This is a genomic window from Streptomyces sp. NPDC060232 (assembly GCF_042726555.1).
Taxonomy (GTDB): domain Bacteria; phylum Actinomycetota; class Actinomycetes; order Streptomycetales; family Streptomycetaceae; genus Streptomyces.
Genome location: NZ_JBHXAG010000001.1, coordinates 203,116 through 227,046 on the forward strand (window position 1 = coordinate 203,116; position 23,931 = coordinate 227,046).

General features: G+C 73.0%; 20 protein-coding genes. 11 read left to right on the forward strand and 9 right to left on the reverse strand.

Features of this window, described 5'->3' with window-relative positions:
* Positions 1-118: 118 nt before the first annotated feature.
* The 5 genes from ACFWFZ_RS00865 (at position 119) to ACFWFZ_RS00885 (ending at position 4,880) form a co-directional block, all read left to right on the forward strand.
* Entirely contained in the window at positions 119-553 is a 435-nt protein-coding gene (locus ACFWFZ_RS00865) for a TlpA family protein disulfide reductase (protein WP_387114576.1), read from the forward strand.
* A 285-nt stretch (positions 554-838) separates the two neighbouring features.
* Complete coding sequence (locus ACFWFZ_RS00870; protein WP_387114579.1) at positions 839-1,378, forward strand: flavin reductase family protein; 540 nt, start codon at positions 839-841, stop codon at positions 1,376-1,378.
* 200 nt (positions 1,379-1,578) lie between these two features.
* Positions 1,579-2,364 (forward strand): electron transfer flavoprotein subunit beta/FixA family protein, encoded by a 786-nt coding sequence (locus tag ACFWFZ_RS00875; protein WP_387114581.1) that lies wholly within the window; start codon positions 1,579-1,581, stop codon positions 2,362-2,364.
* Positions 2,365-2,424: 60 nt separating this feature from the next.
* Positions 2,425-3,399: an electron transfer flavoprotein subunit alpha/FixB family protein gene (locus tag ACFWFZ_RS00880; RefSeq protein ID WP_387114584.1), complete on the forward strand. Its 975-nt coding sequence runs from the start codon at positions 2,425-2,427 to the stop codon at positions 3,397-3,399.
* Between the two features lie 182 nt (positions 3,400-3,581).
* The gene (locus ACFWFZ_RS00885) at positions 3,582-4,880 is read left to right on the forward strand and encodes a DUF6986 family protein (RefSeq protein WP_387114587.1); all 1,299 of its coding nucleotides are present in this window, start codon (positions 3,582-3,584) and stop codon (positions 4,878-4,880) included.
* A 60-nt stretch (positions 4,881-4,940) separates the two neighbouring features.
* Here ACFWFZ_RS00885 and ACFWFZ_RS00890 read toward each other — a convergent pair whose 3' ends face one another.
* On the reverse strand, positions 4,941-5,927 hold the full coding sequence (locus ACFWFZ_RS00890) for a LacI family DNA-binding transcriptional regulator (RefSeq protein ID WP_387116232.1): 987 nt from the start codon (positions 5,925-5,927) through the stop codon (positions 4,941-4,943).
* Positions 5,928-6,124: 197 nt separating this feature from the next.
* On the opposite strand from ACFWFZ_RS00890, the gene ACFWFZ_RS00895 reads away from it, so the two are divergent.
* Complete coding sequence (locus ACFWFZ_RS00895; RefSeq protein ID WP_387114590.1) at positions 6,125-7,162, forward strand: NUDIX domain-containing protein; 1,038 nt, start codon at positions 6,125-6,127, stop codon at positions 7,160-7,162.
* Between the two features lie 214 nt (positions 7,163-7,376).
* Here ACFWFZ_RS00895 and ACFWFZ_RS00900 read toward each other — a convergent pair whose 3' ends face one another.
* Together ACFWFZ_RS00900 and ACFWFZ_RS00905 are read right to left on the reverse strand one after the other, a co-directional pair.
* Positions 7,377-8,072, reverse strand: coding sequence for an MBL fold metallo-hydrolase (locus ACFWFZ_RS00900; protein WP_387114593.1), 696 nt, complete (start codon positions 8,070-8,072; stop codon positions 7,377-7,379).
* Positions 8,073-8,205: 133 nt separating this feature from the next.
* On the reverse strand, positions 8,206-9,570 hold the full coding sequence (locus ACFWFZ_RS00905; RefSeq protein WP_387114596.1) for a dipeptidase: 1,365 nt from the start codon (positions 9,568-9,570) through the stop codon (positions 8,206-8,208).
* Between the two features lie 356 nt (positions 9,571-9,926).
* On the opposite strand from ACFWFZ_RS00905, the gene ACFWFZ_RS00910 reads away from it, so the two are divergent.
* Positions 9,927-11,126: a geranylgeranyl reductase family protein gene (locus ACFWFZ_RS00910; RefSeq protein WP_387116235.1), complete on the forward strand. Its 1,200-nt coding sequence runs from the start codon at positions 9,927-9,929 to the stop codon at positions 11,124-11,126.
* Between the two features lie 1,882 nt (positions 11,127-13,008).
* Here ACFWFZ_RS00910 and ACFWFZ_RS00915 read toward each other — a convergent pair.
* The gene (locus ACFWFZ_RS00915) at positions 13,009-13,470 is read right to left on the reverse strand and encodes a nitroreductase/quinone reductase family protein (RefSeq protein WP_387114600.1); all 462 of its coding nucleotides are present in this window, start codon (positions 13,468-13,470) and stop codon (positions 13,009-13,011) included.
* A 156-nt stretch (positions 13,471-13,626) separates the two neighbouring features.
* On the opposite strand from ACFWFZ_RS00915, the gene ACFWFZ_RS00920 reads away from it, so the two are divergent.
* Together ACFWFZ_RS00920 and ACFWFZ_RS00925 are read left to right on the forward strand one after the other, a co-directional pair.
* Positions 13,627-14,325, forward strand: a complete 699-nt coding sequence (locus ACFWFZ_RS00920; RefSeq protein WP_387114603.1) for a TetR/AcrR family transcriptional regulator — start codon at positions 13,627-13,629, stop codon at positions 14,323-14,325.
* A gap of 333 nt (positions 14,326-14,658) precedes the next feature.
* On the forward strand, positions 14,659-15,603 hold the full coding sequence (locus ACFWFZ_RS00925; RefSeq protein WP_387114605.1) for a spherulation-specific family 4 protein: 945 nt from the start codon (positions 14,659-14,661) through the stop codon (positions 15,601-15,603).
* 89 nt (positions 15,604-15,692) lie between these two features.
* Here ACFWFZ_RS00925 and ACFWFZ_RS00930 read toward each other — a convergent pair whose 3' ends face one another.
* The 4 genes from ACFWFZ_RS00930 to ACFWFZ_RS00945 form a co-directional block, all read right to left on the reverse strand.
* Positions 15,693-16,931 (reverse strand): NAD(P)/FAD-dependent oxidoreductase, encoded by a 1,239-nt coding sequence (locus ACFWFZ_RS00930; RefSeq protein ID WP_387114607.1) that lies wholly within the window; start codon positions 16,929-16,931, stop codon positions 15,693-15,695.
* 194 nt (positions 16,932-17,125) lie between these two features.
* Positions 17,126-18,763 carry a LuxR C-terminal-related transcriptional regulator gene (locus ACFWFZ_RS00935; protein ID WP_387114610.1) on the reverse strand — a complete coding sequence of 546 codons (1,638 nt, stop codon included), beginning with the start codon at positions 18,761-18,763 and terminating at the stop codon, positions 17,126-17,128.
* Positions 18,764-19,119: 356 nt separating this feature from the next.
* Positions 19,120-19,950 (reverse strand): hypothetical protein, encoded by an 831-nt coding sequence (locus ACFWFZ_RS00940; RefSeq protein WP_387114613.1) that lies wholly within the window; start codon positions 19,948-19,950, stop codon positions 19,120-19,122.
* A gap of 263 nt (positions 19,951-20,213) precedes the next feature.
* Positions 20,214-20,957, reverse strand: a complete 744-nt coding sequence (locus ACFWFZ_RS00945) for a maleylpyruvate isomerase family mycothiol-dependent enzyme (RefSeq protein WP_387114616.1) — start codon at positions 20,955-20,957, stop codon at positions 20,214-20,216.
* 38 nt (positions 20,958-20,995) lie between these two features.
* Between ACFWFZ_RS00945 and ACFWFZ_RS00950 the strand changes: the two genes are divergently transcribed.
* Both ACFWFZ_RS00950 and ACFWFZ_RS00955 read left to right on the forward strand, forming a co-directional pair.
* Entirely contained in the window at positions 20,996-21,667 is a 672-nt protein-coding gene (locus ACFWFZ_RS00950) for an alpha-ketoglutarate-dependent dioxygenase AlkB family protein (RefSeq protein WP_387114619.1), read from the forward strand.
* Between the two features lie 92 nt (positions 21,668-21,759).
* Positions 21,760-23,037 carry an ROK family protein gene (locus ACFWFZ_RS00955; protein WP_387114622.1) on the forward strand — a complete coding sequence of 426 codons (1,278 nt, stop codon included), beginning with the start codon at positions 21,760-21,762 and terminating at the stop codon, positions 23,035-23,037.
* Between the two features lie 190 nt (positions 23,038-23,227).
* On the opposite strand, the gene ACFWFZ_RS00960 is transcribed toward ACFWFZ_RS00955, so the two are convergent.
* A complete protein-coding gene (locus ACFWFZ_RS00960; RefSeq protein WP_387114624.1) occupies positions 23,228-23,776 on the reverse strand; it encodes an ATP-binding protein in 549 nt (182 codons plus the stop codon).
* Between the last annotated feature and the right edge of the window lie 155 nt (positions 23,777-23,931).

The window sequence follows — 23,931 nt, forward strand, 5'->3', positions numbered from 1 at the left end:
GCTGGCCAGTCCAGACGCCCGTGCCCGGGGAGATTCTCGTCACGCCGGGAATGCCCGGGGCCCGCCGGGTGTCCATCCACGTACGAGCGTACGACGATCATGTACATACGCGAAGGCGATGGTGGTGACGGGAGTGCCGGTGCGCGGGCGGGAACACGGACGGGACGACGGGTCCGACAGCCGGTCCGGCAGCCGGTCCGGCAGCCGGGCCGGCAGCCGGGCAGACGGCCCGGCCGGCGGGGTGCCGGCGCTCCTGGGCGCCGCGGAACTGGGCGCGGAGCCGGGCCGGCGGGCCACCCTGGTGCAGTTCTCCAGCGCCTTCTGCCAGCCCTGCCGGGCCACGCGGCGGATCCTCGCCGAGGTCGCGGCCATGGTCGAGGGAGTCGCGCACATCGAGATCGACGCCGAGGAGCGGCTCGACCTGGTGCGGGCCCTGGGGATCGAGAAGACCCCGACCGTGCTCGTACTGGACCGCGCGGGCCGGATCGTGCGGCGGGCCGCCGGCATGCCGCGCAAGGCCGACGTGATCGCCGCGCTCGGCGCCGCCGTGTGACGGGACGGCGAGCGGTGCCGTCGGCGCAGTGCCCGGAACCGGGGGCCCGGGCGCGCCGGTGCGCGCGCCCGCTCACCGCGTGACGCGCCTGACATCTGCCCGATCCCGCTTGACTGCGTCCACGGGAGATCGCCAGGCTGACCGTATGCGCTATGAACTCCTGCTCTACGGACGGCCTCATGTGGACCTCGTCCGCCACGCGAGCGCGCGCTGTCAGGATCACTGAACGACCCGCCCGTGATCCCGACTGTGGCCGCGCGTCCTGCGGCAGAAGGCAGAACCCTGATGAGTGCTCCGACGGTCCCGACGGTCCCGACGGCCGCTTCCCCTCTCTCCGGCGCAGGCCGTCCCGGCTCGCCCGACCTCCTGCGCTCCGTCTTCCGGCAGCACGCCGCCGGAGTCGCCGTGATCACCTCCCAGGACGGCGGACGGCCGGTGGGTTTCACCGCCACCTCGCTCAACTCCGTCTCCGCCGACCCGCCGCTGCTCTCCTTCACGATCGGCACCGGGGCCTCCAGCTGGCCCGCGGTGCGCGACAGCGAGTACCTCGGCGTCCACATACTCGGCGAGCACCAACGGGAGCTGGCGGGCCTGTTCGCGCGGAGCGGAGCCGACCGTTTCGGACCGGGCACCGGCTGGGCCGCCGGCCCGCACGGGGTTCCGGTGCTCGACGGCGTGCTGGCGTGGCTGGTGTGCCGGGTGGTGGCGAGGGTGCCCGCCGGCGAGCACCGTGTGATCATCGCTCAGGCGGTCGTGGGGGACCGGGCTGGAGAGGGCCGTCCGCTGCTGTACCACCAGGGGCGCTTCAACGCGCTGCGCGACTGAATCGTCCCTGCTGGGGCGGGTCGGGCGGCGTTGGGCAGATCACAGTTCGCCGACCTTGCGACTTGGTGGGACCCACGGTGTACTGACGAGTAACATTCCCTTCGGGGCGCGGGCCGCCCCGATCGGGATCCGCCCGACAAGGCGCCTATGCTGCCTGCATAAGGCGGTACACGAAAAGACGATGCGGTAGGAGAGCCGGCGTGAGCCTGAGGATCGTTGTCTGTGTGAAGTACGTGCCCGACGCCACCGGCGACCGGCAGTTCACCGAGGACCTGACCGTCAACCGTGACGACGTCGACGGCCTGCTGTCGGAGCTCGACGAATACGCCGTCGAGCAGGCGCTGCAGATCGCCGACGATGCCGACGATGCCGAGATCACCGTTCTGACGGTGGGCCCCGAGGACGCCAAGGACGCGCTGCGCAAGGCGCTGTCGATGGGCGCCGACAAGGCCATCCACGTCGAGGACGACGACCTCCACGGCACGGACGTCATGGGCACCTCGCTGGTGCTCGCCAAGGCCATCGAGAAGGCCGGCTACGACCTGGTCATCACGGGCATGGCGTCCACCGACGGCACCATGGGCGTCCTCCCGGCGATCCTCGCCGAGCGCCTGGGCGTCCCGCAGGTCACCCTGCTCTCCGAGGTCAAGGTCGAGGACGGCACCGTGACCGGCCGCCGCGACGGCGACACCGCGAGCGAGCAGCTGGAGGCCTCCCTCCCCGCGCTCGTCTCGGTGACGGACCAGTCGGGCGAGGCCCGCTACCCGTCCTTCAAGGGAATCATGGCCGCGAAGAAGAAGCCGGTCGAGTCCTGGGACCTGGAGGACCTGGAGATCGAGGCCGACGAGGTCGGTCTGGAAGGCTCCTGGACCGCGGTGGACTCCGCGGCGCAGCGCCCGGCGCGCACCGCCGGCACGATCGTCAAGGACGAGGGCGAGGGCGGCAAGCAGCTGGCCGAGTTCCTGGCCGGCCAGAAGTTCATCTAAGAGCTTCGGCCATCCCCTTCAAAGCCCCCAGACACTTCGCAATAGCAGGAGAGCAGTCCCATGGCTGAAGTTCTCGTCTACGTCGACCACGTGGACGGCGCCGTCCGCAAGCCCACCCTTGAGCTGATGACGCTGGCCCGCCGCATCGGCGAGCCCGTCGCCGTCGCCCTGGGCGCCGGCGCCGACGCCACCGCCGCGGTGCTCGCCGAGCACGGCGCGGTCAAGGTCCTCACCGCCGACGCCCCCGAGTTCGCCGAGTACCTCGTCGTACCCAAGGTGGACGCGCTGCAGGCCGCGTACGACTCCGTGTCCGCCGCAGGCTCCCTCGCCGCCGTGCTCGTCCCGTCCTCCGCCGAGGGCAAGGAGATCGCCGCGCGCCTGGCGGTCCGCATCGGCTCCGGCATCATCACCGACGCCGTCGACCTGGAGGCGGGTGACGAGGGTCCGGTCGCGACGCAGTCCGCCTTCGCCGCGTCGTTCACCACCAAGTCCCGCGTCTCCAAGGGCACCCCGGTCATCACCGTCAAGCCGAACTCGGCCCCGGTCGAGGCCGCTCCGGCCGCCGGCGCCGTCGAGGCCCTCGCCGTCACCTTCGGCGCCCTGGCCACCGGCACCAAGGTCACCGGCCGCACCCCGCGCGAGTCGACCGGCCGTCCCGAGTTGACCGAGGCCGCGATCGTGGTCTCCGGCGGCCGTGGCGTCAACGGTGCCGAGAACTTCGGCATCATCGAGGCCCTCGCGGACTCCCTCGGCGCGGCCGTCGGCGCCTCGCGTGCCGCCGTCGACGCCGGCTGGTACCCGCACACCAACCAGGTCGGCCAGACCGGCAAGTCGGTCTCCCCGCAGCTCTACATCGCCTCCGGCATCTCGGGCGCGATCCAGCACCGGGCCGGCATGCAGACCTCGAAGACCATCGTGGCCATCAACAAGGACGCCGAGGCCCCGATCTTCGACCTCGTCGACTACGGCGTGGTCGGCGACCTCTTCACGGTCGTCCCGCAGCTGACCGACGAGATCAAGGCGCGCAAGGGCTGACCGCCTGACCTGCGCTTCTCTTCGTAACACCGCTTCTTTGGGGCCGTGTGGTGATTCTCACCGCGCGGCCCCGAGTCGTTTGCCCCAGGCGGTCGGGGGACCATTGACGGAGCGGAACCACGTGACTAAATTCTGCTATGCGGATCTAAGCTTCCGTGAAGCGGAAAAGAGGAGAGTGGACGATGGGTCAGCAGGAGAAGGTGGCGACGAGCCTCGCAGGCGCGGTCAGCGAGGGCATCAGCGCCTCCCTCGCGCCGGTGGACGCGGAGCTCGCGCGCCACTACCCGGGCGACCCCGGCACCCGGCAGCCCGTCCACACCGTCTACGTGCCCGGTGACGTCTTCGCCGCGGACACCATCCGCTCATGGGGCGACCAGGCCCTGGCCGCGCTCGACGAGCACGCCCCGGACGCCGCCACCTTCGCCGAGGTCCTCGGCATCTCCGACGCACTGGCCGTACCGGTCTACGACCGCGTACGCGCCAAGCTGCGGCGCGAGCCCGTCGAGGACCTGCGCGTCGACTTCGAGGACGGCTTCGGCGTCCGCTCCGACGAGGAGGAGGACCAGGCCGCCGCCCGCGCCGCCCGCCTCGTCTCGGAAGCCTTCTCCAACGGCACCAACGCGCCGTACATGGGCATCCGCATGAAATGCATGGAGGCCAACGTCCGCGACCGCGGTATCCGCACCACGGACATCTTCCTCTCCGGCCTCCTGGAGCACGGCGGCCTGCCCGAGGGCCTCGTCCTCACGCTCCCGAAGGTCACGTACGCCGAGCAGGTCAGCGCCTTCGTCAAGCTGCTGGAGGCCTTCGAGGGCGCCCGAGGCCTGCGCCCGGGCCGGATCGGCTTCGAGATCCAGATCGAGACCAGCCAGTCCATCCTGGCCTCCGACGGCACCGCCACCGTCGCCCGGATGATCGAGGCCTCCAAGGGCCGCGCCACCGGCCTGCACTACGGCACGTTCGACTACAGCGCCTGCGTCGGCGTCTCCGCCGCGTACCAGGCAAGCGACCACCCCGCCGCCGACCACGCGAAGGCGATCATGCAGGTCGCGGCCGCCGGAACCGGCGTACGCGTCTCCGACGGCTCCACCAACGTGCTGCCGATCGGCACCACCGAGAAGGTCCACGAGGGCTGGAAGCTGCACTACGGCCTCACCCGCCGCGCCCTGGCCCGCGCCTACTACCAGGGCTGGGACATGCACCCGGCGCACCTTCCCACCCGCTACGCGGCCGTTTTCACCTTCTACCGCGAGGGCCTTCAGGCCGCCGCCGCGCGCCTGAAGGCGTACGTGGCCAAGATCGAGGGTGACGTGATGGACGAGCCGGCGACCGCCAAGGCCCTGGCCGGGTACCTGGTCCGCGGCCTCGACTGCGGCGCGGTGGGCGCCGACGAGGTCACCGCCCTGACCGGTCTGACCCGCGCCGAGCTCGACGCCTTCGCCATCCCCCGCCGCTCCGCGACCCTGACGGCGACCGCCTGACCCGGCACTCCATCGGCCCGGCCCCGTTCCACCGGGGCCGGGTGTCGGCGCGGGCGGGAGTCAGCCCGCCGGCGGGAGTTCGCCCGAGCCGCGGGGGACGAGGCGGGTGGGGAGTTCGGTGCGGGACGGGGCGAGCCCGGCTCCGGCCAGGCGCTGGAAGAGGAGGTCCGTGGCCACCCGGCCCATCGCCGCCGGGTCCTGGGCGACCACTGTGACGCCCGGCCGCAGCAGGTCCGCCAGCTCGAAGTCGTCGAAGCCGACCAGGGCCACCGGGCGCTCCAGGGAGGCCAGCACCCGGACCACCGTGACCGTCACCCGGTTGTTCCCGGCGAAGACGGCGGTCACCGGCTCCGGGCCCGCGAGCATCGACCTCGCCGCCGCCGCGACCCGGTCGGGGTCCGTCGAGCCGAGCGAGACCCAGGATCCGGCCACCGTGAGGCCCGCCTCCGCCATGGCCGCGTGGTAGCCGCGCAGGCGTTCCGTCGCCGTGTGGATGCGGGGGTGGTCCCCGATGAAGCCGATCCGGCGGTGGCCGCCCGCGATCAGGTGGGCGACGCCGCCGCGGGCTCCGCCGAAGTTGTCCGAAAGCACCACGTCGGCGTCGATCCCGCCGGCCGGCCGGTCCACGAACACCGTGGCCACGCCCGCCCGTATCTCCGGCTCCAGGTAGCGGTGGTCGTTCCCGGCGGGGATCACGATCAGGCCGTCCACCCGGCGGGCGCACAGCGCGAGCGCCAACTCCCTTTCCCTGTCCGGGTCCTCGGCACTGGAGCCGTTGATGAGCAGCGCCCCGTGCGCGCGGGCCACCTCCTCCACCGCCCGGTTCAGCGGACCGTAGAAGGGGTCGGCGAGGTCCTCCAGGACCAGGCCGACCGTGGCGGTACGGCCCTTGCGCAGCACGCGCGCGCTGTCGTTGCGGCGGAAGCCCAGGGCCTTGATGGCCTCCAGGACCCGCTTCTCCGTCTCGGGGGTGACGGCCGGCTCGCCATTGACCACCCGGGACACCGTCTTGAGGCCGACGCCCGCCTGGGCCGCCACGTCCTTCATGGTCGGCCGGCTGCCGTAGCGGGGGTCGGACGTGCGGCGGTTGTGGGGCACAGTCGTGAATCCTCCCTGGTACTCGGGCGAGCGTGCGGGCTCGTGACCTTGAGGATAAGCACTCGGCCGATAGTGAGGTTTCCGTGGCAGGGTGGGGCGGGCAAGCCACTGGGGGCTCCGGACGAGCCATGGGGAGAGGGGTAGACGTGATTGTCTGGATCAACGGCACGTTCAGCGCCGGGAAGACCAGCACGGCCCGTGAACTGACCGCAATCCTCCCGGACAGCACCCTGTTCGACCCGGAGTTCATCGGCGACGCGCTCCGGGTGCTGCTGCCGCCCAAACGGCTGGCGGAGGTCACCGACTACCAGGACCTGCCGAGTTGGCGGCGGCTGGTCGTGGACACGGCCGCGGCGATGCTCGCGGAAGTGGGCGGGGTGCTCGTCGTGCCGATGACGGTGCTGCGCCAGGACTACCGGGACGAGATCTTCGGCGGGCTGGCGGCGCGGCGCATCCCGGTGCGGCACGTGCTGCTTGCCCCTGCGGAAACGATCCTTCGGGAGCGGATCGCGACCCGCACCGAGCCCGGGGAGCCCGCGGACGTGGACCTGCGGGTCCGGCAGTGGGCCTACGACCACATCCCGGCCTACCAGGAGGCACTCGGCTGGCTCACCGGCGACGCGCACGTCATCGACAACGGGACCCTGACGGTGCGGGAGACCGCCGAGAGGATCGCCGAAGCCGTCCGCTCGGAGACCGCCCGGGTCTGCGACATCGTGCAGACCCCCGAGCCCACGCGGGAGACGGTGGCGGCCGGGGTGCTGCTCTTCGACGAGCAGGACCGGGTGCTGCTGGTGGATCCGACGTACAAAGCGGGCTGGGAGTTCCCGGGAGGCGTCGTCGAAGCCGGCGAGGCACCGGCCCGCGCCGGCGTACGCGAGGTCGCGGAGGAACTAGGACTCGTACTGGGCCTGACGCCCGGGCTCCTCGTGGTCGACTGGGAACGCCCACAGCACCCCGGCTTCGGAGGGCTGCGCCTGCTCTTCGACGGCGGCCGCCTCACGGAAGAGGCGGCGGCCCGTCTCCGGCTGCCGGGCCCCGAGCTGCGGGCCTGGCGCTTCGTGGCGGAGGCCGAGGCCGCGGAACTGCTGCCGCAGCACCGGTACGAACGCCTGCGCTGGGCGCTGCGCGCCCGGGAACGCGGCCGTCCCCTCTACCTGGAGGCGGGCGTCCCAGTCGGCTGAGGGTCCCCTTTTTTGCGGGCTCGGTTCGCCTCCGGGGCGCCTGGTGCCGGCTCGTGACGGCGTGCGTGCTCGTAAACCGCTCGTGCCTCGCGGTTTCCTCCGCGCGCTCGCCCTCACTCCCCGGCGCGCCCCTTCGGCTCCCCTCTTTTTGCCGGCTCGGTTCGCCTCCGGGGCGCCTGGTGCCGGCGCGCCCCTTCGGCTCACTCGCCCGGCGTCAGGCGGGGGTTTCGGCGGCGGCCCGGGCCAGGGCGGAGGCGGCGTCCACCGTCAGCGGGTCGCCGTGGCCGAAGCAGGCGACCGACGGCGCGAGCCCGGCCAGCCGCCGGAAGGATTCGGCCGCCCGGCCGCGGTCGACGTTGAAGACGCCCAGCATCAGCGGGCCGACGGCGGCGATGCAGTCCCCCGCGAACAGCACGCCGTGTCGCGGCAGGTGGATGCCGATGCTGCCGTCGGTGTGGCCCGGGGCGTGGACGGCGTACGCCCCGTCCCCGAAGCCCAGCGCGTCCCCGTCCTCCAGCTCGCGGTCGACCAGGGTGGGCGGGGCCTCGGGAAGGGTCAGGCCGTGCGCGTACAGCGGGATCTCCCAGTCCAGGAGCACCGGTTCGGGAACGGGCCGCTCGCCCCGGATCACGGGCGCGTCCAGCCGGTGCGCGAGCACCTGCGCCCCCCAGCGGGCGGCGAGTTCACCGGCCGCGCCCACGTGGTCGCGGTGGCAGTGCGTCAGGACGATCCGCTCCAGCCGCTCGGGGAGCAGCCCGAGGGAACGTATCGCCCCTTCGATCGCCGCCGCGGATTCGGCGTGGCCCGCGTCGATGAGGGTGAGCGCTCCGCCGTCCTGCCAGAGGTACGCCTGGCCGATGGGGAAGCGGAGCATGTGGAGCCGGTTCGGGAGTACTTCGACAAGGTCCATACGGCGAACGTAGGGACGGCCCGCCGCCCTGGGCACGTGACTTCACCGTGAGCGCAGTACGCCCAGGGCACACTGCGCCCTGGGCGTAAACGGAGCGGCGGCCACCGGGCCGGCGGCTACCGGGCCGGCCGGATCAGGCGCGCTTGGACTCCGCGTAGTTGACGAGGAAGAGGGCCTCGGCCACCGACAGGCGCTCCAGCTCCTCCGGCGAGACGCTCTCGTTGACCGCGTGGATCTGCGCCTCCGGCTCGCTGAGCCCGATCAGCAGCATCTCCGCCTGCGGGTACAGCGACGTCAGCGTGTTGCACAGCGGGATCGACCCGCCCATGCCGGTGATCTGCATCTCCTGGCCCGGGTAGGCGGCCTCCAGGGCCGTGCGCATCGACGCGTACGCAGGGCTGTCGGTGTCCGCCTGGAACGGCTGGCCCTGGCCGACGACCTCCAGTTCGAGACGCGCCTTCCACGGCGTGTGCGCTTCCAGGTGGGCCTGGAGCAGCTTGACGGCCTGGCTGGTGTCCACGCCCGGCGGCACGCGCAGGCTGATCAGCGCGCCCGCGCTCGCGTGCACCGACGGCGTAGCGCCGACGACCGGCGGGCAGTCGATGCCGAGCACGGTGACGGCCGGACGCGCCCACAGCCGGTCGGCGATGGTGCCCTCGCCGATCAGCTCGACCCCGTCCAGCACCTTCGCGTCGGAGCGGAAGTCCGCCTCCGGGTACTGCAGGCCCTCCCACACCTCGTCCGAGGCGAGCCCGTCGACGGTCGTGGAACCGTCGGCGGCGCGCAGCGAGTCGAGCACGCGGATCAGCGCGGCCAGCGCGTCGGGCGCGGCACCGCCGAACACGCCAGAGTGCAGGTTGCCGCCCAGCGTGTCGATCTTCACCTTGAGCAGGCACATGCCGCGCAGGGTGGCGGTCACCGTCGGCAGGCCGAGACGGAAGTTGCCCGCGTCGCCGATGACGATGGTGTCGGCGGTCAGCAGCTCCGGGTGCGCCTCCGCGTAACTCTGGAGGCCGCCCGTGCCCTGCTCCTCCGAGCCCTCGACGATCACCTTCACGCTCACCGGCACGCCGCCGTTGGCCTTCAGCGCGCGCAGCGCCAGCAGGTGCATGATGAACCCGCCCTTGCAGTCGGCCGCCCCGCGCCCGTACCAGCGGCCGTCGCGCTCGGTCAGCTCGAAGGCCGGGGAGATCCAGGCGGCGTTGTCCAGCGGCGGCTGCACGTCGTAGTGCGCGTACAGCAGCACGGTCGGCGCGCCCTCGGGGCCGGGCAGGAAGCCGTACACGGACTGTGTGCCGTCGGGGGTGTCGAGCAGCGCCACGTCCTGGAAACCCTCGACGCGCAGGGCGTCGGCCACCCAGTTCGCCGCGGCCTCGCTCTCGCTCTTCGGGAACTGCGCCCAGTCCGCCACCGACTGGAAGGCCACCAGCTCGGTCAGCTCCTGCTTGGCGCGGGGCATCAGCGAGGCGATGGTCTCGGCGATCGGATTCTGGGACATGGGCACGCTCCTTTTGGGTGCGACGTTGTATCCGTGTACGCGGCCCGCGCATGCGCGGGATGTGCGTATGCCGGGTGCGGCGGAAAGACGGTCCGATCTTCGCACAGCAGGGTGGGGCGGCGTCTCGCCGTAGGATTTCCCCGGCATCGGAGCAACCGGGTGATCAGGAGCAGCAACACATCGTGAGCAGCGACGACGACGTACGCGACGCAGGTGCGGATGCAGGCGAAGGCGCGGATGCAGGCGAAGGCGCGGGCATGGACGCCGCGGCCGGAGCGGACGCAGGCGCGGGCCCGGGCGCGGGCCCGGCCGAGCAGGGGGCGGGCGACGAGGCGGCCGGGGGAGCCGTCGACGAGGTGTGGGACGTGGTCGTGGTCGGAGCCGGACCGGCCGGGTCCTCGGCCGCGCACGCGGCGGCCACGGCGGGGCGGCGCGTCCTGCTGCTGGAGAAGGCCGAACTGCCCCGGTACAAGACGTGCGGCGGCGGCATCATCGGCCCCTCGCGCGACGCCCTCCCGCCGGGCTTCGTCCTGCCCCTCAAAGACCGCATCCACGCGGTCACCTTCTCCATGGACGGCAAGCTGACCCGTACCCGCCGCTCGAAGCACATGCTGTTCGGGCTCATCAATCGGCCGGAATTCGACGCCGGTCTGGTCGCGGAGGCGGAGAAGGCGGGCGCCACCGTCCGTACGGGCACGGCCGTGGCCCGCGTGGAGCAGCACGGGGCGGCCGTGCCCGACCGGCGCACCGTCGCCGTGGTGCTCGCCGACGGGGAGACCGTCCTGGCGCGCGCCGTGGTCGGCGCGGACGGCAGCGCGAGCCGGATCGGCGCGCACGTGGGCGTCGAGATGGACCAGGTGGACCTCGGCCTGGAGGCGGAGATCCCCGTCCCCGCGACGGTGGCGGAGGACTGGAAGGGGCGGGTGCTGATCGACTGGGGTCCGCTGCCCGGCAGTTACGGATGGGTCTTCCCCAAGGGCGACACCCTCACGGTCGGGGTGATCTCGGCCAGGGGCGAGGGAGCCGCGACCAAGCGGTACCTGGACGACTTCATCGCCCGGCTCGGACTCGCCGGCTTCGAACCGGCCGTCTCCTCCGGGCACCTCACGCGGTGCCGCAAGCCCGACTCGCCGCTCTCACGCGGCCGGGTCCTGGTCGCGGGCGACGCGGCCGGACTGCTGGAGCCGTGGACCCGGGAGGGCATCTCCTTCGCGCTGCGCTCGGGGCGGCTCGCGGGGGAGTGGGCGGTGAAGATCGCCGAGGCGCAGGACGCGGTGGACGCGCGCCGCCAGGCCCTCAACTACGCCTTCGCGGTGAAGGCCGGGCTGGGCGTGGAGATGGGCGTCGGCAAGCGGATGCTGACCGTCTTCGAGGCCCGGCCGGGGCTGCTGCACGCGGCGATCACCGGGTTCCGTCCGGCGTGGCGGGCCTTCGCCCGCATCACGCGGGGCGCGACGACACTGGCCGACATGGTGCGTACGTACCCGCTGGCGCGCAAGGCGCTGCACGCGCTGGACGCACGGCAGGCGGCGGCGCGAAACGGCGACCGGGGCTAGGCTCCGTGGTGGAAGTGCTGGTCACGGCCATGGGGTGATGGCTGCGACCAGCACTGTCGCTGCGTGGCGAACAGCGGGCTTGTCGTATCTCGCGGCGACGGCACGCACGGTGGCGCTAGGGTCTGTATCGAGTTGCCCCGCGGGGCAACTCGATACAGACCCTAGGGCGGTTGATCCCGCACGCGACCGCGTGCCGCTGCTTGTAGCCGTCTGTGTCGAGCTTCGGCGGCCGCCCGCGCCGCGATCCGCGCTTCAGCCGGTTGCGGACGCGGTCGGCAGGCACCGGGATCGTTGCCTTGATCCCGTGTTTGCGCAGGTAGGAACGGTTGCTGCGCGAGTCGTGCGCTTCGTCGGCACGTACTCGGTGGGTGACCGGCGGCCACGGGTAGGCTCACCGCCGTTCCTACCGGTGGGTCAGGGGAGTCGAGGGATGGCCGGGGTTCCGCGCCGGACCATGCTGAACCGCCAGGAATCCGGTGCGCAGAGCGGGGCCGGACGTACGACGCTCGTGCCCCTCGGTTCTGGAACGACGAGCAGCCCGACCACGTCGGTGGCTCGGAGCCGACAGCAGCCCTTGCGCCGGGTCTGGTATCCGTCGCGCGTCCAGGTGGTGGATTCGGGTAGGGCATCCGGGTTCGACTTCCGCGAGCGCCCGAGGCGATGCGCAGCGTTTTGACGATGTGCATAAGGCTTGCTCTGGCTTGGCGGAAGTCCCCGCCTCGCGGCAGTCCCTCGTTCCAGTGCAGCAAGGAGCAGAGTATGAGCCCCGCTTTGAGAAAGCCGCCCTCGTCGGAACCGCTTCCCAGACGGAACAGAAGGCTGGCCGGAGGCGCCATGGCCTCACTCGCGCTGGTCCTGACGACCGGGGTGGCCGGCCCGGCCGCAGCAGCGGGGCACGTCGTGGGCGAAGGCACGACCGCGTCGAGCAGCACGGACGACAGGTGCAAGAAGGGGCCGCGCAGCGACACCCACGACAAACATTGCAAGAGGGGCCCGGCAGGCCCGACCGGCCCCACTGGACCGGCGGGTGCCACCGGGCCGACGGGGCCGCAGGGGGAAGCAGGCCCGCAGGGTCCCACCGGACCGCAAGGCATCCCGGGCGAGCCGGGGGCTACCGGGCCCACTGGTCCCACGGGACCGGCTGGGCTCAGCGGCTATGAAGTAGTCATCGAATCAAACCTTCCGGTCGCAGCCGGGGGCGCTGCACAGGCAGTCGTGGAGTGTCCGACGGGTAAGAAGGCGATTGGCGGCGGCTTCTTCGGGTTCTCTCCTCAGGTGGTGCCCTTCAGATCGTTCCCTCAGGGACCCGACTCCGAGGCATGGATCGTAGACGTCCAGAACAACGGGCAGTCCAACAGCGCCTTTGACGCCTATGCCATTTGTGCGGACGTCGACGGCTGACCGAGGGGGGGTGCCTTTCTGATCCCCGGTCGGCGCGTGCGCGCAGGTTGTCACTGCACGCGCTGTTGCCGCCGACAACCCTGGAGCTCAAGCGGATGTGGGGCCGCCCGATCCCCCATGGGTGGCGTGTGACGGCGCTCGCGCTGAATCCCCCCGAGACCCGGCGGCGGCGCTGCCTGTGGTGGCCAGGGCGCCGAGTCACCGGATCGCGAGGTTCGCAGGCAAGGGGACCTCACACCGGCCCGCGTCGCACGTCGCACCTCGCACGGCTCCGGCGCACGCCGGACAGGCGTCGCCGGGAGCTGTCCCGCGCGTCCGCCCGCGCGGCCGGGCGGCCGGCGAGGACCCGTGGTCGTCCCTACCGCCGATTGCCCCGCCTGGCCGGGTGGGGCAATCGGCTGGGCGAGTGCGCGGCCGACCCGCGGCGCCTGCGGGCTTGCGGGCGTGCGGTGGGAGGCTTTTCGGGGGCGTCCGCGCCGTGTCACCGCGACGCGGGGACGATCCGGAAGACGGGGTGGTCGCCGGCGACGGCCTGGATCTCCGCGTCCGAGGCCTTCGCGTCGACGCCCCGGAAGAACTGGTTGACCTCCCAGCCCCACTTCTCCAGGTAGGTGCGCAGGATCGCGGACTTCTCGACCGGATCGGTGATCTCGACAACGGTGAACGCGCGCACCTTCCGCCCCACGCGCAGCTCGCCGCCGCCCGCCACCCGCATGTTGCGGACCCACTGGGAGTGGCCGCGGGCCGAGACGAGGTACTCCGCGCCCTGGTACCTGTGCGGGTTGACCGGGATGCGCTGCATCTTGCCGGACGTGCGTCCGCGTACCGAGAGCTCGGCGCTGCCGGCCAGACTGATGCCGGCACGGGCCAGCTTGCCGAAGAGCGAGTTGAAGCGGGTGGCGAGCGGGCCGGCCTGGACGTAGTACGGGGTGGGCGCGTTCACGAGGACCTCCGGGCCTTCTTCTGCATTGGGAGAGCAGTGCTCTCACTTGAGATCAGTGTGCACCGGTCGGTGCCCCAAAGCAAGAGCAGTGCTCTCGAAATGGATCGGCGATCCGCTTTCTGGGCAGTGCTCCGCCCGCGTGGCACACTGGCCCGCATGAACACCGTGCGAGGGGCCAGGGAACGGGCCCGCATCGAGGTCACCGCCGCCATCAAGGACGAGGCCCGCCGCCGGCTCGCTGCCGAGGGTGCCGCCAAGCTCTCCCTGCGCGCCGTCGCCCGCGAGCTGGGCATGGTCTCCTCCGCCCTCTACCGCTACTTCCCGAGCCGCGACGAGCTGCTGACCGCGCTCATCATCGACGCGTACGACAGCCTCGGTGCCGCCGCCGAGCGGGCCGACGCCCAGGCCCTCGCCGAAGGCGCCCCGCCCCGGGACCGCTGGATCGCCGCCTGCGAGGCCGTCCGCGCCTGGGCACTGGAGCACCCGCACGAATACGCCCTCGTCTACGGCTCCCCGGTCCCCGGCTACAGCGCCCCCGCCGACACCATCGGCCCCGCCTCCCGGGTCGGCAACGTCCTCATCGGCATCGCCCGCGCCGCGTACGAGGGGCGCGGCCTCGCCCTCCCGCCGCTGCCGCCCGCCCTGGGCGCCGAGGCCGGCCGGATGGCCTCGGAGTTCGCCGAGGGCCTGCCCCCGGCGGTCGCCGCCGCCCTCGTCGCGGCCTGGGCTCAGCTGGCCGGGCTCGTCTCCTTCGAACTGTTCGGCCAGTTCCAGGGAGTCGTCGAGGAGCGGTCCGCCTTCTTCACCCATGCGGCGGGGCAGCTGGCACACGGGGTCGGACTGCCCGCCGTATGACAGGAGGGCGGCGGAAGGGGGCCTCCCTGCGGGAATTCACGTGATGGGGTGATGGCTCGCTCTGCTGTTCCTCACGCCGAAACAGGAGGTTCAGCCTTGAACGACGGGCCGTCCGTCTAGGGTCTGTATCGAGTTGCCCCGTGGAGCAAGGAGCGGCGTTCGGTGCGTGGCCTCGGCGTGCGGGACGAATGTCCTCGTAGCGGAGCTACTAGGGCATGTGGCTCGTGCGCCGAGGGTGCGTGCCGGGCGTCGCGACGCCGCGGGGCAAATCGACACAGGCCCTAGTGTTCCTCGGGAGCCCCCGCCCGCCCGCCTCCACCGGAGGAAACGTTCATGCCTCGCGCCGAGAAGGCCTTGTACGCCGTCCTGGCCACCGTCTTACTGGCCGCGCCGGCGCCGTCCGTCGCGACGCCGCAGCGCGAAGCGTCCACCGGGTCCGCTCCGGCCGCCGCCCCGCCCCCCACCCCCCGGATACCCGGCGTACGGGGCCTGGAGATCGGCGTCCCCGCCTATGTGATGGCGAACGACCGCATGCTGACCGATCTCACCACGACCGCCCCGGCGCCCTCGGTGGTCGTGCTGAACCCGGGGAACGGCGACGCCCCCTTCGACGCCCCCTGGCGGGCCCGCGCCGACGCCCTCCGCGCCCGCACCACCTCCACCGGCGAGCGGACCAAAGTCCTCGGGTACGTGCACACCGACCACGGCAACCGCGACATCGCCGCCGTCAAGGCCTCCGTCGACAACTACCTCAAGACCCCCGACGGCCGCCTCCACGTCGACGGCATCTTCTTCGACGTCGTCAGCCGCGACTGCGGCCCCGCCGACGCCACCCGCGACCACTACGCCGAGCTGCGCCGCTACGTCCAGGACACCATGAACGCAGCCGACCCCGCCGTCCCCGACCTCGTCGTCAACAACCCCGGCACCGCCATAGCCGACTGCTACCTGGAGCCCGGCCGCCGGACCGCGGACGTCTTCGTCACCTACGAGGACACCCACGCGGCGTACACCGGCGCGGGCTGGCTCGGCGGCAACGTCTTCGACCACGACTCCGGCTACCGCCCCGGCGCCGAACTCGACCCGAGCGGCACGGCCTTCTGGCACCTGGTCCACGACGTCCCCGGCGACGATGCGATGCGCGCCACCCTCCGCACCGCCTTCGACCGCGGCGCGGGCTACGCCTACGCCACCGACACGGTCATGCCGAACCCGTGGAACGCAGGCCCGACATGGAAGTACACCTCCCAGACCGCCCACGCGGCCACCATCGGCTAGTGCTGTGGCCACACCACACCACACCACACCACGCCGCCCGGGGCCGGGCGCGGTCGGCGGCCCGCCTGACGGCGGTGTGACGGCGACGGTCACGGCGCCGGTGCCGCTGCCGGCGCCGAGGGCGCGTGCGCCAGAATCCGGGCCACGTTGTCGGGTGCGAAGAACTGGGCGGGCGAGGTGACGCCCGCCGAGACCCGGGCGAAGGCGTCCATGGCCGGTCCACTCCCGGAGACCGCGGAGAGCAGCTGCCCCAGTTCCGGCGGCGGAGGGTCCAGTGCGGCCAGCTCGGTGGTGAACTCGTACATCGGCATGACCTGTTCGTCCCTGCTCGCCTGGTACTCCTTCATGGCCGTGTCGAAGCTCCGCCGGCCGGTGAAGGTCTCGTCGAGCGCCCGTACGCACAACTCCGCGTCGCGGAAGGCGTCCTGGATGCCCTGGGCGGTGATGAAGTCCTTGACGTAGCCGGCGTCGCCGACCAGCGCCCAGCCCGGGCCGTACGGCCTGCGGAAGAAGTTCGGTACCGCCGCCCCCACCAGGCGTGTCTCGCGGGTGGCGGACGCGGCCCGTTCCGCGAAGGACGGGACCAGGGCGATCGTGGCCAGGTAACCCGCCTCGATGTCCGCCCGGTTGGCCGCGAAGTCACGCATCGGGAGCCCGCAGATGACCACCGTCCGGTCGTCGTTCGTGGGCCACGCGGCGAAGGCGCGGTCCGGCCGGACGTACGTCTCGAAGCGGCCGTGCATCGGCAGCCCGCTCCAGTAGGCGTAGTAACTGCACTGGAGCTTCGGCTTCTGCGCGTAACGGGCGGCGCCGACGGCCTTGGCGACGAGCGAGTGGATCCCGTCCGCGCCGACGACGACACGGGCGTACTCGGTGACGTGGGCACCGCCGCCCGGCCGGTGTCCGCGGATCCCCGTCACCGTGTCGCCCTCGATCACGAGGTCCTCCACGCCGAACCCCTCGCGCACCTCCGCCCCTGACTCCCGCGCGGCGTCGACCAGGACCTGGTCCAAGACCGTGCGCCGCGGGGCGTAGGACGCGTCGAATCCGGCGCCGGCGGGGGAGCCCTCGATGGTGAAGGGCCCGAAGTCGAAGCGGTACGTGTCGATCGCGGGGCAGCCGCTGCCGACGATCCGGGAGAGCAGTCCCCACCGGTCGAGGGCGGCCAGGCCGGGCGGGTGGACGAGATGGGTGGAGACCGTGTCGCTGGGGAACGTCGCCCGGTCGACCAGCAGCACCCGGTAGCCCTGGCGGGCCAGCAGCATCGCGGTGGGCGCGCCGGCGCAGCGTGCCCCGACCACGATGGCGTCGTAGGTCCGGTTCGTCATGACGATCCGCCTCTCCGTGAGCGAGGCCTCATGCGTGTGTGTGCGTGTGCTTGGTCGTGTTGGTGCTCGTGTCCGTACGGTCAAACGCTAGGCGTCGGGCCCGGTCCGCCGCGTCCGCAGAACGACCACTCCCGGAGCTGGGCAATTCCACCCATGCCCCTTTCCTGTCCCGTCCGGGTCGGCCCGGGCCGGCGTCAGACGAGGCCGTGCCGGTGGGCGTACGCCGTGGCCGCGGACCGTGACGCCACCCCGAGCTTGGTGAAGATGTTGCCGAGGTGACGGGCGACCGTCTTCTCGCTCAGGAACAGGTCGTCAGCCACGGCCCGGTTCGACTTGCCCACCGCGACGTGCCGCAGCACCTCCCGCTCACGGGCCGTGAGCAGCCCCGCCGCCCGGCCGGCGGCCTTGAGCGCGAGCTCCTCGGCCCGCACCAGGTCCGGGGCCGCCCCCAGCGCCCGGAACACCGCCGTGGCGGCCTCGATCTCCAGCCGTGCCGTGACCTCGTCGCCGCTCTCCCGGCAGGACAGGCCGATCAGCAGCCGGGTCCGGGCGGCCTCGTACGGGGCGTCGAGCTCGCGGAACGTCGCCACCGCACGCCCGAGCAGCGCCTGCGCACCGCGCGCCTCACCGGACGCCGCGAGCACGGCGCCGCGCGCCCGACCGGCGACCGCGCCCAGCAGCGGGGAGTCCAGGGCCTCGGCCGCCCCGGCCAGTTCCTGCGCGGCGGTCCGCGCGTCCTCGACCTTGGCCGCGGCCAGCATGACCTCCACGTAGGCCGGCAGGATCCGGCAGCGCGCGTTGCGGTCGCCGGCGGCGTCGAGGGCGGTGCGGATCGCCGCTTCGGCCGCCTCCACCTCCCCGGTCGCCAGCAGCGACAGGGCGATTCCGGGCTGCGCGGTGTGGCCCAGCCGGCTGGCCTCGCCGTAGGCCCGCTGCGCCTCCTCGTACTCCCCGCGCACCCGGTGGAGCTCGCCGAGCTGGTAGTACGCGGCGTCGGCGGACTCGGCGGCCGGCGCCGACCGCATCCACCGGCACGCCCGGTCGGCCTCGTCCAGTGCGTCCGCCCAGTCCCCGTGCAGCCGCATGATCTCGACGCGATGGGCCAGGCAGATCCCGCGGTACGGCACCAGCTGCTGCTGGGCCGAGCACCACCGGGACAGCTCGGCCGTCCACTCGCGGGCCCGGCGCAGGTCGAACACCTCGTGGCAGGCCGCGATGACCGCGCAGTAGGCGAGTCCGGACACGATCGGGGACACCTCGCCGGCCGTCACCGCGACCATGGCCTCGTCGAGCAGCCGGATCCCCTCCGAGGGCCGCCCCAGGCGGATCAGGCACTCCCCGACGGAGACCATCGAGAAGTTCATCAGGTCCGCATCCCCGAACCGCGTCGCGAAGGCCAAGGCCTGCCCGGACAGGTCCTCGGCGTGCGCCGAGTCCCCGGCGAAGTAGCTCTGCAGGCCCTGGAGCGCCAGGAGGTAGCCCTCCTCCACGCAGTCCGTCCGTTCGGCGTCGAGAAGCCGGCGCGCCCGCGCCATCCAGCCGGCGGCGCGCGACCACTCGCCGGAGAGGACCAGGTCCAGCCCCAGCCAGAACACGCAGTGCACGGCCCGCTGCACATCGCCGCGCGTCAGCCAGGCGTGGTGTGCCCTGGTCCACAGGTCGCCGCTCTCGGGCCGCCGGCCGGTCAGGTGCGCGGCGAGGGCGAGCCTCTCAAGGCCGTCGGGCGGGAGGGGCCCGTGACGGTCGGCCTCCGACAGGATCTCGAACACGTCCCCCCAGGCATGCCGCGCCCACGCCTCCTCGGCGGACCGCGGCTCCGGAGCCGGGTTCATACCCCCCATTCTCCCAGCCCGTCGCCCTTCGGTCCGGTGCAGGGCCCGTGGACTGCTCCCCGTCGCCGCGGTGCACCAGGCTGTTGTCGGGGAGGAGGAGCATGCCGGCCCCGTACCGCCCTGCCTCGATGCCGCGCCCGCGCAGCACGCCGCCCACGCCGACCGCACCCGCGTGAGGGGCGGCGGAGTACGAGACCGCTTGCCCGGCGGATCCTCCGGCCGCGAGGCGGGGCAGCCGTGATCGCTTCCGGCCGGGTCGGCCAGCCGGGTCGTGCCCCCACGTCCTTGGCCTCCAACAGGTCCTGGCAGTCGGGAATACCGTTGGTGCGGCGCGTTCCCGGCGTGACCTCCCGGGTTCAGGCGGGCGGGTCGTCGAGGAACGCGGACAGGGGCTCGTCCAGCGAGAGTTGACGCCGCCCGGCCAGCAGGAGAACGGCATCCGCGGTGAACTGTTCGGCATCGGACGCCATGTCGAAGACGGTCTTCGAGGTGCACCAGCTCCCGGAGGACCGCCGCGCCGCGCTGCGCGCGGTCGTCGTCGGCCGCGTACGCCTATGGCGCGGCGACACCGTTGAGCGCGACCACGAGGAGAGCCGGCCGGGCTCCGGGCGCGGCCGGCCCGTGGGGACAGCAGCAGGCCGGGTGGAGGAGGCCGCCACCGGCCCGTCCGCCTGCCCGGCCACCGGCCCGTCCGCCTGCCCGGCCACCGGCCCGGGCGACGGCCCGTCCGCCTGCCGTCGCCGCGATGACCAGCCACGCGGGCCTTTCGCCGTGCGGGACGGTCCGGCCGGGGTCAGCGGTAGTCGTCCGGGTGGCCCTGCATCCAGGTGTTGATCTTGTCTCGGGTGCTCCTTCAGGTTCTTGAAGCTCCGGTCGCCGCCCAGCTCCGCGTCGAGCTGCGCGACCAGCGCGATCGGTTCCGGGAAGTGCCCGGGCCCCTTCGGGTCCGCCTTCATCGCCGCGTCCAGGCCCTGGAGTTCGTCGTAGACCCGGCCGAGGAAGTAGGCGCATTCGGCGGGCGTGCACGAACCGTCCAGCGTCGCCTGCAGCCCCGCGAAGGCGTCCCGGACCTTCTCCGGCGGGGTGCCGGGCAGGGCGGAGGAGGACGGGCCGCGGGATGCCGGGGGCGCGGCCGGGCTCGCTTCCGACGGCCCCGGCAGCGAGGACGCCGGCGGTGTGGAGGCCACAGAGGCCGCAGAAGGCACAGAGGGCGCGGAGGATGCCGAGGACGCGGCGGCCGGCGTGGCCGGATCCGCAGCGCAGGAGACCGCGAACCCCGCCAGGACCACCGAGGCCAACGCCGCACCGCGCACCGTGGAACCGAACATCCGCTACCCCCGTGATCGCCTGAGGAGGCGACCATAACCGCTGGTCCACGCGGGTCTGCGGCCGGGGGCGGGTGGCCGGCGCCGACTACGGTGTCCCACGGCGCCCGCCCTCGCCGTAAGGGTCAGATTCCGGCCGTATCCATCCACAGCGCCGCCAGCGACAGGTCGCCCGTCACCCCAGGACCCGCCAGCGGCGCCCGGTTCCACAGTGCCGCGTACAGCCAGGCCGCCTCGCCGGTGACCTCGCAGTCGACCGCGTCGCCCAGATCCCCCAGCACCGTGCGCGGCGGCGTCGGCGACAGGTGCACGGTCCACACCGCGCCCGTGTCGGAGGCGCGGATCCGCATCGTCCGCGGCTCCGGCGTACGCACACGGCTGCGCGGCCGGGCGTGGAACCCGGTGAGCAGCTCGTCCACCCCGTCCTCCGCGAACTCCGGCGTCACCGGCGAGAAGAGGATCCCCAGCGCGGTCTCCGCGTCCATCCGGTGCACGGTGGTCTCATGGGCCTGCCGCCGGGCCCAGAACGCGACCGGCGACGGCGGGGCCGTCGGGAGGAAGGTCCAGCACTGCACGTCGTCCGGTGCCTGCGTCAGCGTCCGCACCAGATCCGCATGGCCCTCCCGGAACCACGCCAGGAGCTCGCCGTCGACCAGTTCCGGCGCCTGGGGGAAACCCGTCGGCTCCAGCCGCCCCTCCGCGACGTAGGCGGCGGCCCAGCGGTGCACCGACCCGGTGTGCCGCAGCAGGTCGGTGACGTGCCAGCCCGGACAGGACGGGACGAAGGCATCCGTACCGGCTCGTTCGGCCACGTCGGCGAGCAGCTCGCCTTCCCGGGCGAGGGTCTTCACGTACTCGGTGATCTCCATACCGGGAGTCTTGCAGCCGCGGCGCCGACAATGGAGGGATGGACGGGGAACTCTTCCCGCGCGAGCGGACCGTGATCGCCCCCGGCGCGGTGCACGTGCCCGACTGGCTCGGGGAGCGCCGGCAGGGCGAGTTGCTGGCGGCCTGCCGCGTGTGGGCCCGCCCGCCGGCCGGCCTGCGCACCGTGCGCACCCCGGGCGGCGGGGTGATGACCGCCCGGCAGGTGTGCCTGGGCCTGCACTGGTACCCGTACGGCTACGCCCGCACCGCCGTCGACGGGGACGGGGAACCGGTCAAGCCGATGCCGGACTGGCTGGCCGAGCTGGGCCGGGACGCGATCGCCGCCGCTTACGGGGTGCCGCCGGAGCCCGGCGCGGCCGCCTACGACATCGCGCTGATCAACTTCTACGACGGGGACTCCCGCATGGGCATGCACCGCGACGCGGAGGAGAAGTCCCCGGCGCCGGTGGTCTCGCTCAGCCTCGGCGACAGCTGCCTCTTCCGCTTCGGGAACACCTCCTCGCGCGGACGCCCCTACCGGGACGTCGAGCTGCGCAGCGGGGACCTCTTCGTCTTCGGCGGCCCCAGTCGGCAGGCCTACCACGGTGTGCCGAAGGTCCTGCCGGGCACCGGTCCGCGGGCGCTCGGGCTGACCGGGCGGCTCAACATCACACTCCGGGTCAGCGGGCTGGACCAGGTGTCCGCACCCTAGGTCCTGGCTGCCCCGCCGTCGGCCGGCACTACGGTGCGCAGTCACCCTGGGGGCGGCGTCCGGCGCCCTCCGACCATGCGAGGATCGATGCCATGAACGGCAACGGGGCCCCACCGCGGATGGGGGATGCGACCACGCCATCGGTGTCGAGCACCGGCACGCGGACCAAACTGGAACGCGGTCGCGGCGCGCTCGGTCCGGCGCTGGAGCTCGTCCACACCGGCCGCGCCCCGACCCGTGCGGTGCTGACGGCCGAGCTGGGGGTCACCCGTGCCACCGCCGGCGCCGTCGCGGCCGAGCTGGAGGCGCTCGGACTGATCCGTGTCGACTCCCGCCCCGGCGCCTCGGGCGGCACCGGAGGTACCGGGGGAGCCCAGGGCCGCCCCTCGCACCGCCTCTCGGTGGCCGAGGACGGGCCGGTGGCGCTCGCCGCCCAGGTGCACTCGGACGGCTTCCGGGCCGCCCTGGTAGGGCTCGGCGGCCGGATCGTAGCCACCGCCCCCGGCAAGGTCACCGTCTCCGCCGACCCGGCACAGGTGCTCGGCGCGGTCGTGCGGGCGGGCGCGGAGCTGCTCGCGGACAGCGGCCGCCGCTGCGTCGGCGCCGGTCTCGCGGTCCCCTCGGCGGTCGCCGAGCCGGACGGTACGGCCCTCAACCCGCTGCACCTGGCCTGGCCGGCCGGCTCGCCCGTACGGGACATCTTCGCGGAGTGCGTGAAGGCCGCCGGGATCGACGGACCGGCCCTGACCGGGAACGACGTCAACCTCGCGGCGCTCGCCGAGCACCGGCACGGCGCGGGCCGCAGCGCGCAGCACCTGCTGTGCGTCGCCACCGGGCACCGCGGGGTCGGCGGGGCCCTGGTGCTGGACGGCCGTCTGCACAGCGGCAGTTCCGGCCTCGCCCTGGAGGTCGGCCACCTCACCGTGAACCCCGAGGGGCGGGCCTGCCACTGCGGCGGCCGCGGGTGCCTGGACGTGGAGGCGGACCCGCTGGCCTTCCTCACCGCGGCGGGCCGCAGCCCCGGCCCCGAGGTGTCGCTGCTCCAGCAGGCCCGTGACCTGCTGCGCGAGGAACCCGACGAGCCGGCGGTACGGGCGGCCACGGAGGAGCTGATCGACCGGCTCGGCCTGGGCCTCGCGGGCCTGGTCAACATCCTGAACCCGGACCGGATCATCCTGGGCGGGCTGCACCGGGAACTGCTCTACGCCGACCCGGAACGGCTCCGGGCGGTCGTCGCGGACCGCAGCCTGTGGGGCCGCAGCGGCGGCGTGCCCATCCTGCCGTGCACCCTGGACCACAACAGCCTGGTCGGCGCGGCGGAACTGGCCTGGCAGCCCGTGCTCGACGACCCGCTGGCCGCCCTCGCCTGAGGGCTGTCCCGTGATCCCCGGCGGGCACCACGCGACGCAGGCGACGGCGCCCCGCCGCGTCGTCGGACCACGCACCACGTCGTCCGGTACGGGCAGCGGCCCTCCGCCTCGCGGTGCACCGTGCAGGACACCGCGACCGGGTACACCTCTCCGGCCACTGGACCGCGTCCAGACCGTGTCCTTCCAGGGGTCAGCCGGGGCGGACGGCCACCGGTGAAGGCAGGGGCAGCGCCGCGGCGACGGTGGCCGGATCGACGGCCACGACCACCGTGCGCGCGGGTTCCCGCGCGGGCCTGGCCACGATCGAGACCGGGAGCGGCGGCGCCACCGGCGCGGGCGAGGCCGTCAGGGAGAACCAGACCACCTTGCCCGGCCCGTCGGGCCGTTCGCGCACCCCCCAGGCCTCGCTGAGCGCCTCCACGAGGGCGAGCCCGCGACCGCTGGTCTCCAGCGGCCCGGCCGGCGCCCCGCGCAGCACCGGAAGCCGCGGATCGCTGTCGATGACCGAGACCGTCAGCCGCCCGAGCCGGAGCTCGATCTCGACGACGCAGGTCTTGTCCGGTTGCGCGTGGCGGTGGACGTTGCTCAGCAGCTCCGTCACGCCGAGGGCGGCCCGGTCTATGAGCGGATCGAGCTGCCAGTGGCGCAGTTGGGCCGAGACGATTCTGCGGATTTGGCCGATCCGCGACGGCAAGGCCTGCAGTTCGACGACGCAGTGCCTGCGGGAATGACTGATCACGGCTGCGACTCCCCGACATGAGTGTTACGGGTGCTGCACCCTCGGTAATGCTCCACCAGGGTCACCCACGGTGCCGCACAGTGCAACCGAACGCGATCGAAAGCGATCCGCATGGATACCCAAAGTGACTGTTTGTGCAGGTGAGAGAGGTACAT

What these genes read in the sequence shown, in the direction of transcription:
- ACFWFZ_RS00865 (WP_387114576.1), top strand. Translation starts at nt 119, where the DNA reads ATGGTGGTGACGGGAGTGCCGGTGCGCGGGCGGGAACACGGACGGGAC.
- ACFWFZ_RS00870 (WP_387114579.1), top strand. Translation starts at nt 839, where the DNA reads ATGAGTGCTCCGACGGTCCCGACGGTCCCGACGGCCGCTTCCCCTCTC.
- ACFWFZ_RS00880 (WP_387114584.1), top strand. Translation starts at nt 2,425, where the DNA reads ATGGCTGAAGTTCTCGTCTACGTCGACCACGTGGACGGCGCCGTCCGC.
- ACFWFZ_RS00885 (WP_387114587.1), top strand. Translation starts at nt 3,582, where the DNA reads ATGGGTCAGCAGGAGAAGGTGGCGACGAGCCTCGCAGGCGCGGTCAGC.
- ACFWFZ_RS00890 (WP_387116232.1), bottom strand. Translation starts at nt 5,927, where the DNA reads ATGAAGGACGTGGCGGCCCAGGCGGGCGTCGGCCTCAAGACGGTGTCC.
- ACFWFZ_RS00900 (WP_387114593.1), bottom strand. Translation starts at nt 8,072, where the DNA reads ATGGACCTTGTCGAAGTACTCCCGAACCGGCTCCACATGCTCCGCTTC.
- ACFWFZ_RS00905 (WP_387114596.1), bottom strand. Translation starts at nt 9,570, where the DNA reads ATGTCCCAGAATCCGATCGCCGAGACCATCGCCTCGCTGATGCCCCGC.
- ACFWFZ_RS00920 (WP_387114603.1), top strand. Translation starts at nt 13,627, where the DNA reads ATGAACACCGTGCGAGGGGCCAGGGAACGGGCCCGCATCGAGGTCACC.
- ACFWFZ_RS00925 (WP_387114605.1), top strand. Translation starts at nt 14,659, where the DNA reads ATGCCTCGCGCCGAGAAGGCCTTGTACGCCGTCCTGGCCACCGTCTTA.
- ACFWFZ_RS00930 (WP_387114607.1), bottom strand. Translation starts at nt 16,931, where the DNA reads ATGACGAACCGGACCTACGACGCCATCGTGGTCGGGGCACGCTGCGCC.
- ACFWFZ_RS00935 (WP_387114610.1), bottom strand. Translation starts at nt 18,763, where the DNA reads ATGAACCCGGCTCCGGAGCCGCGGTCCGCCGAGGAGGCGTGGGCGCGG.
- ACFWFZ_RS00945 (WP_387114616.1), bottom strand. Translation starts at nt 20,957, where the DNA reads ATGGAGATCACCGAGTACGTGAAGACCCTCGCCCGGGAAGGCGAGCTG.
- ACFWFZ_RS00950 (WP_387114619.1), top strand. Translation starts at nt 20,996, where the DNA reads ATGGACGGGGAACTCTTCCCGCGCGAGCGGACCGTGATCGCCCCCGGC.
- ACFWFZ_RS00955 (WP_387114622.1), top strand. Translation starts at nt 21,760, where the DNA reads ATGAACGGCAACGGGGCCCCACCGCGGATGGGGGATGCGACCACGCCA.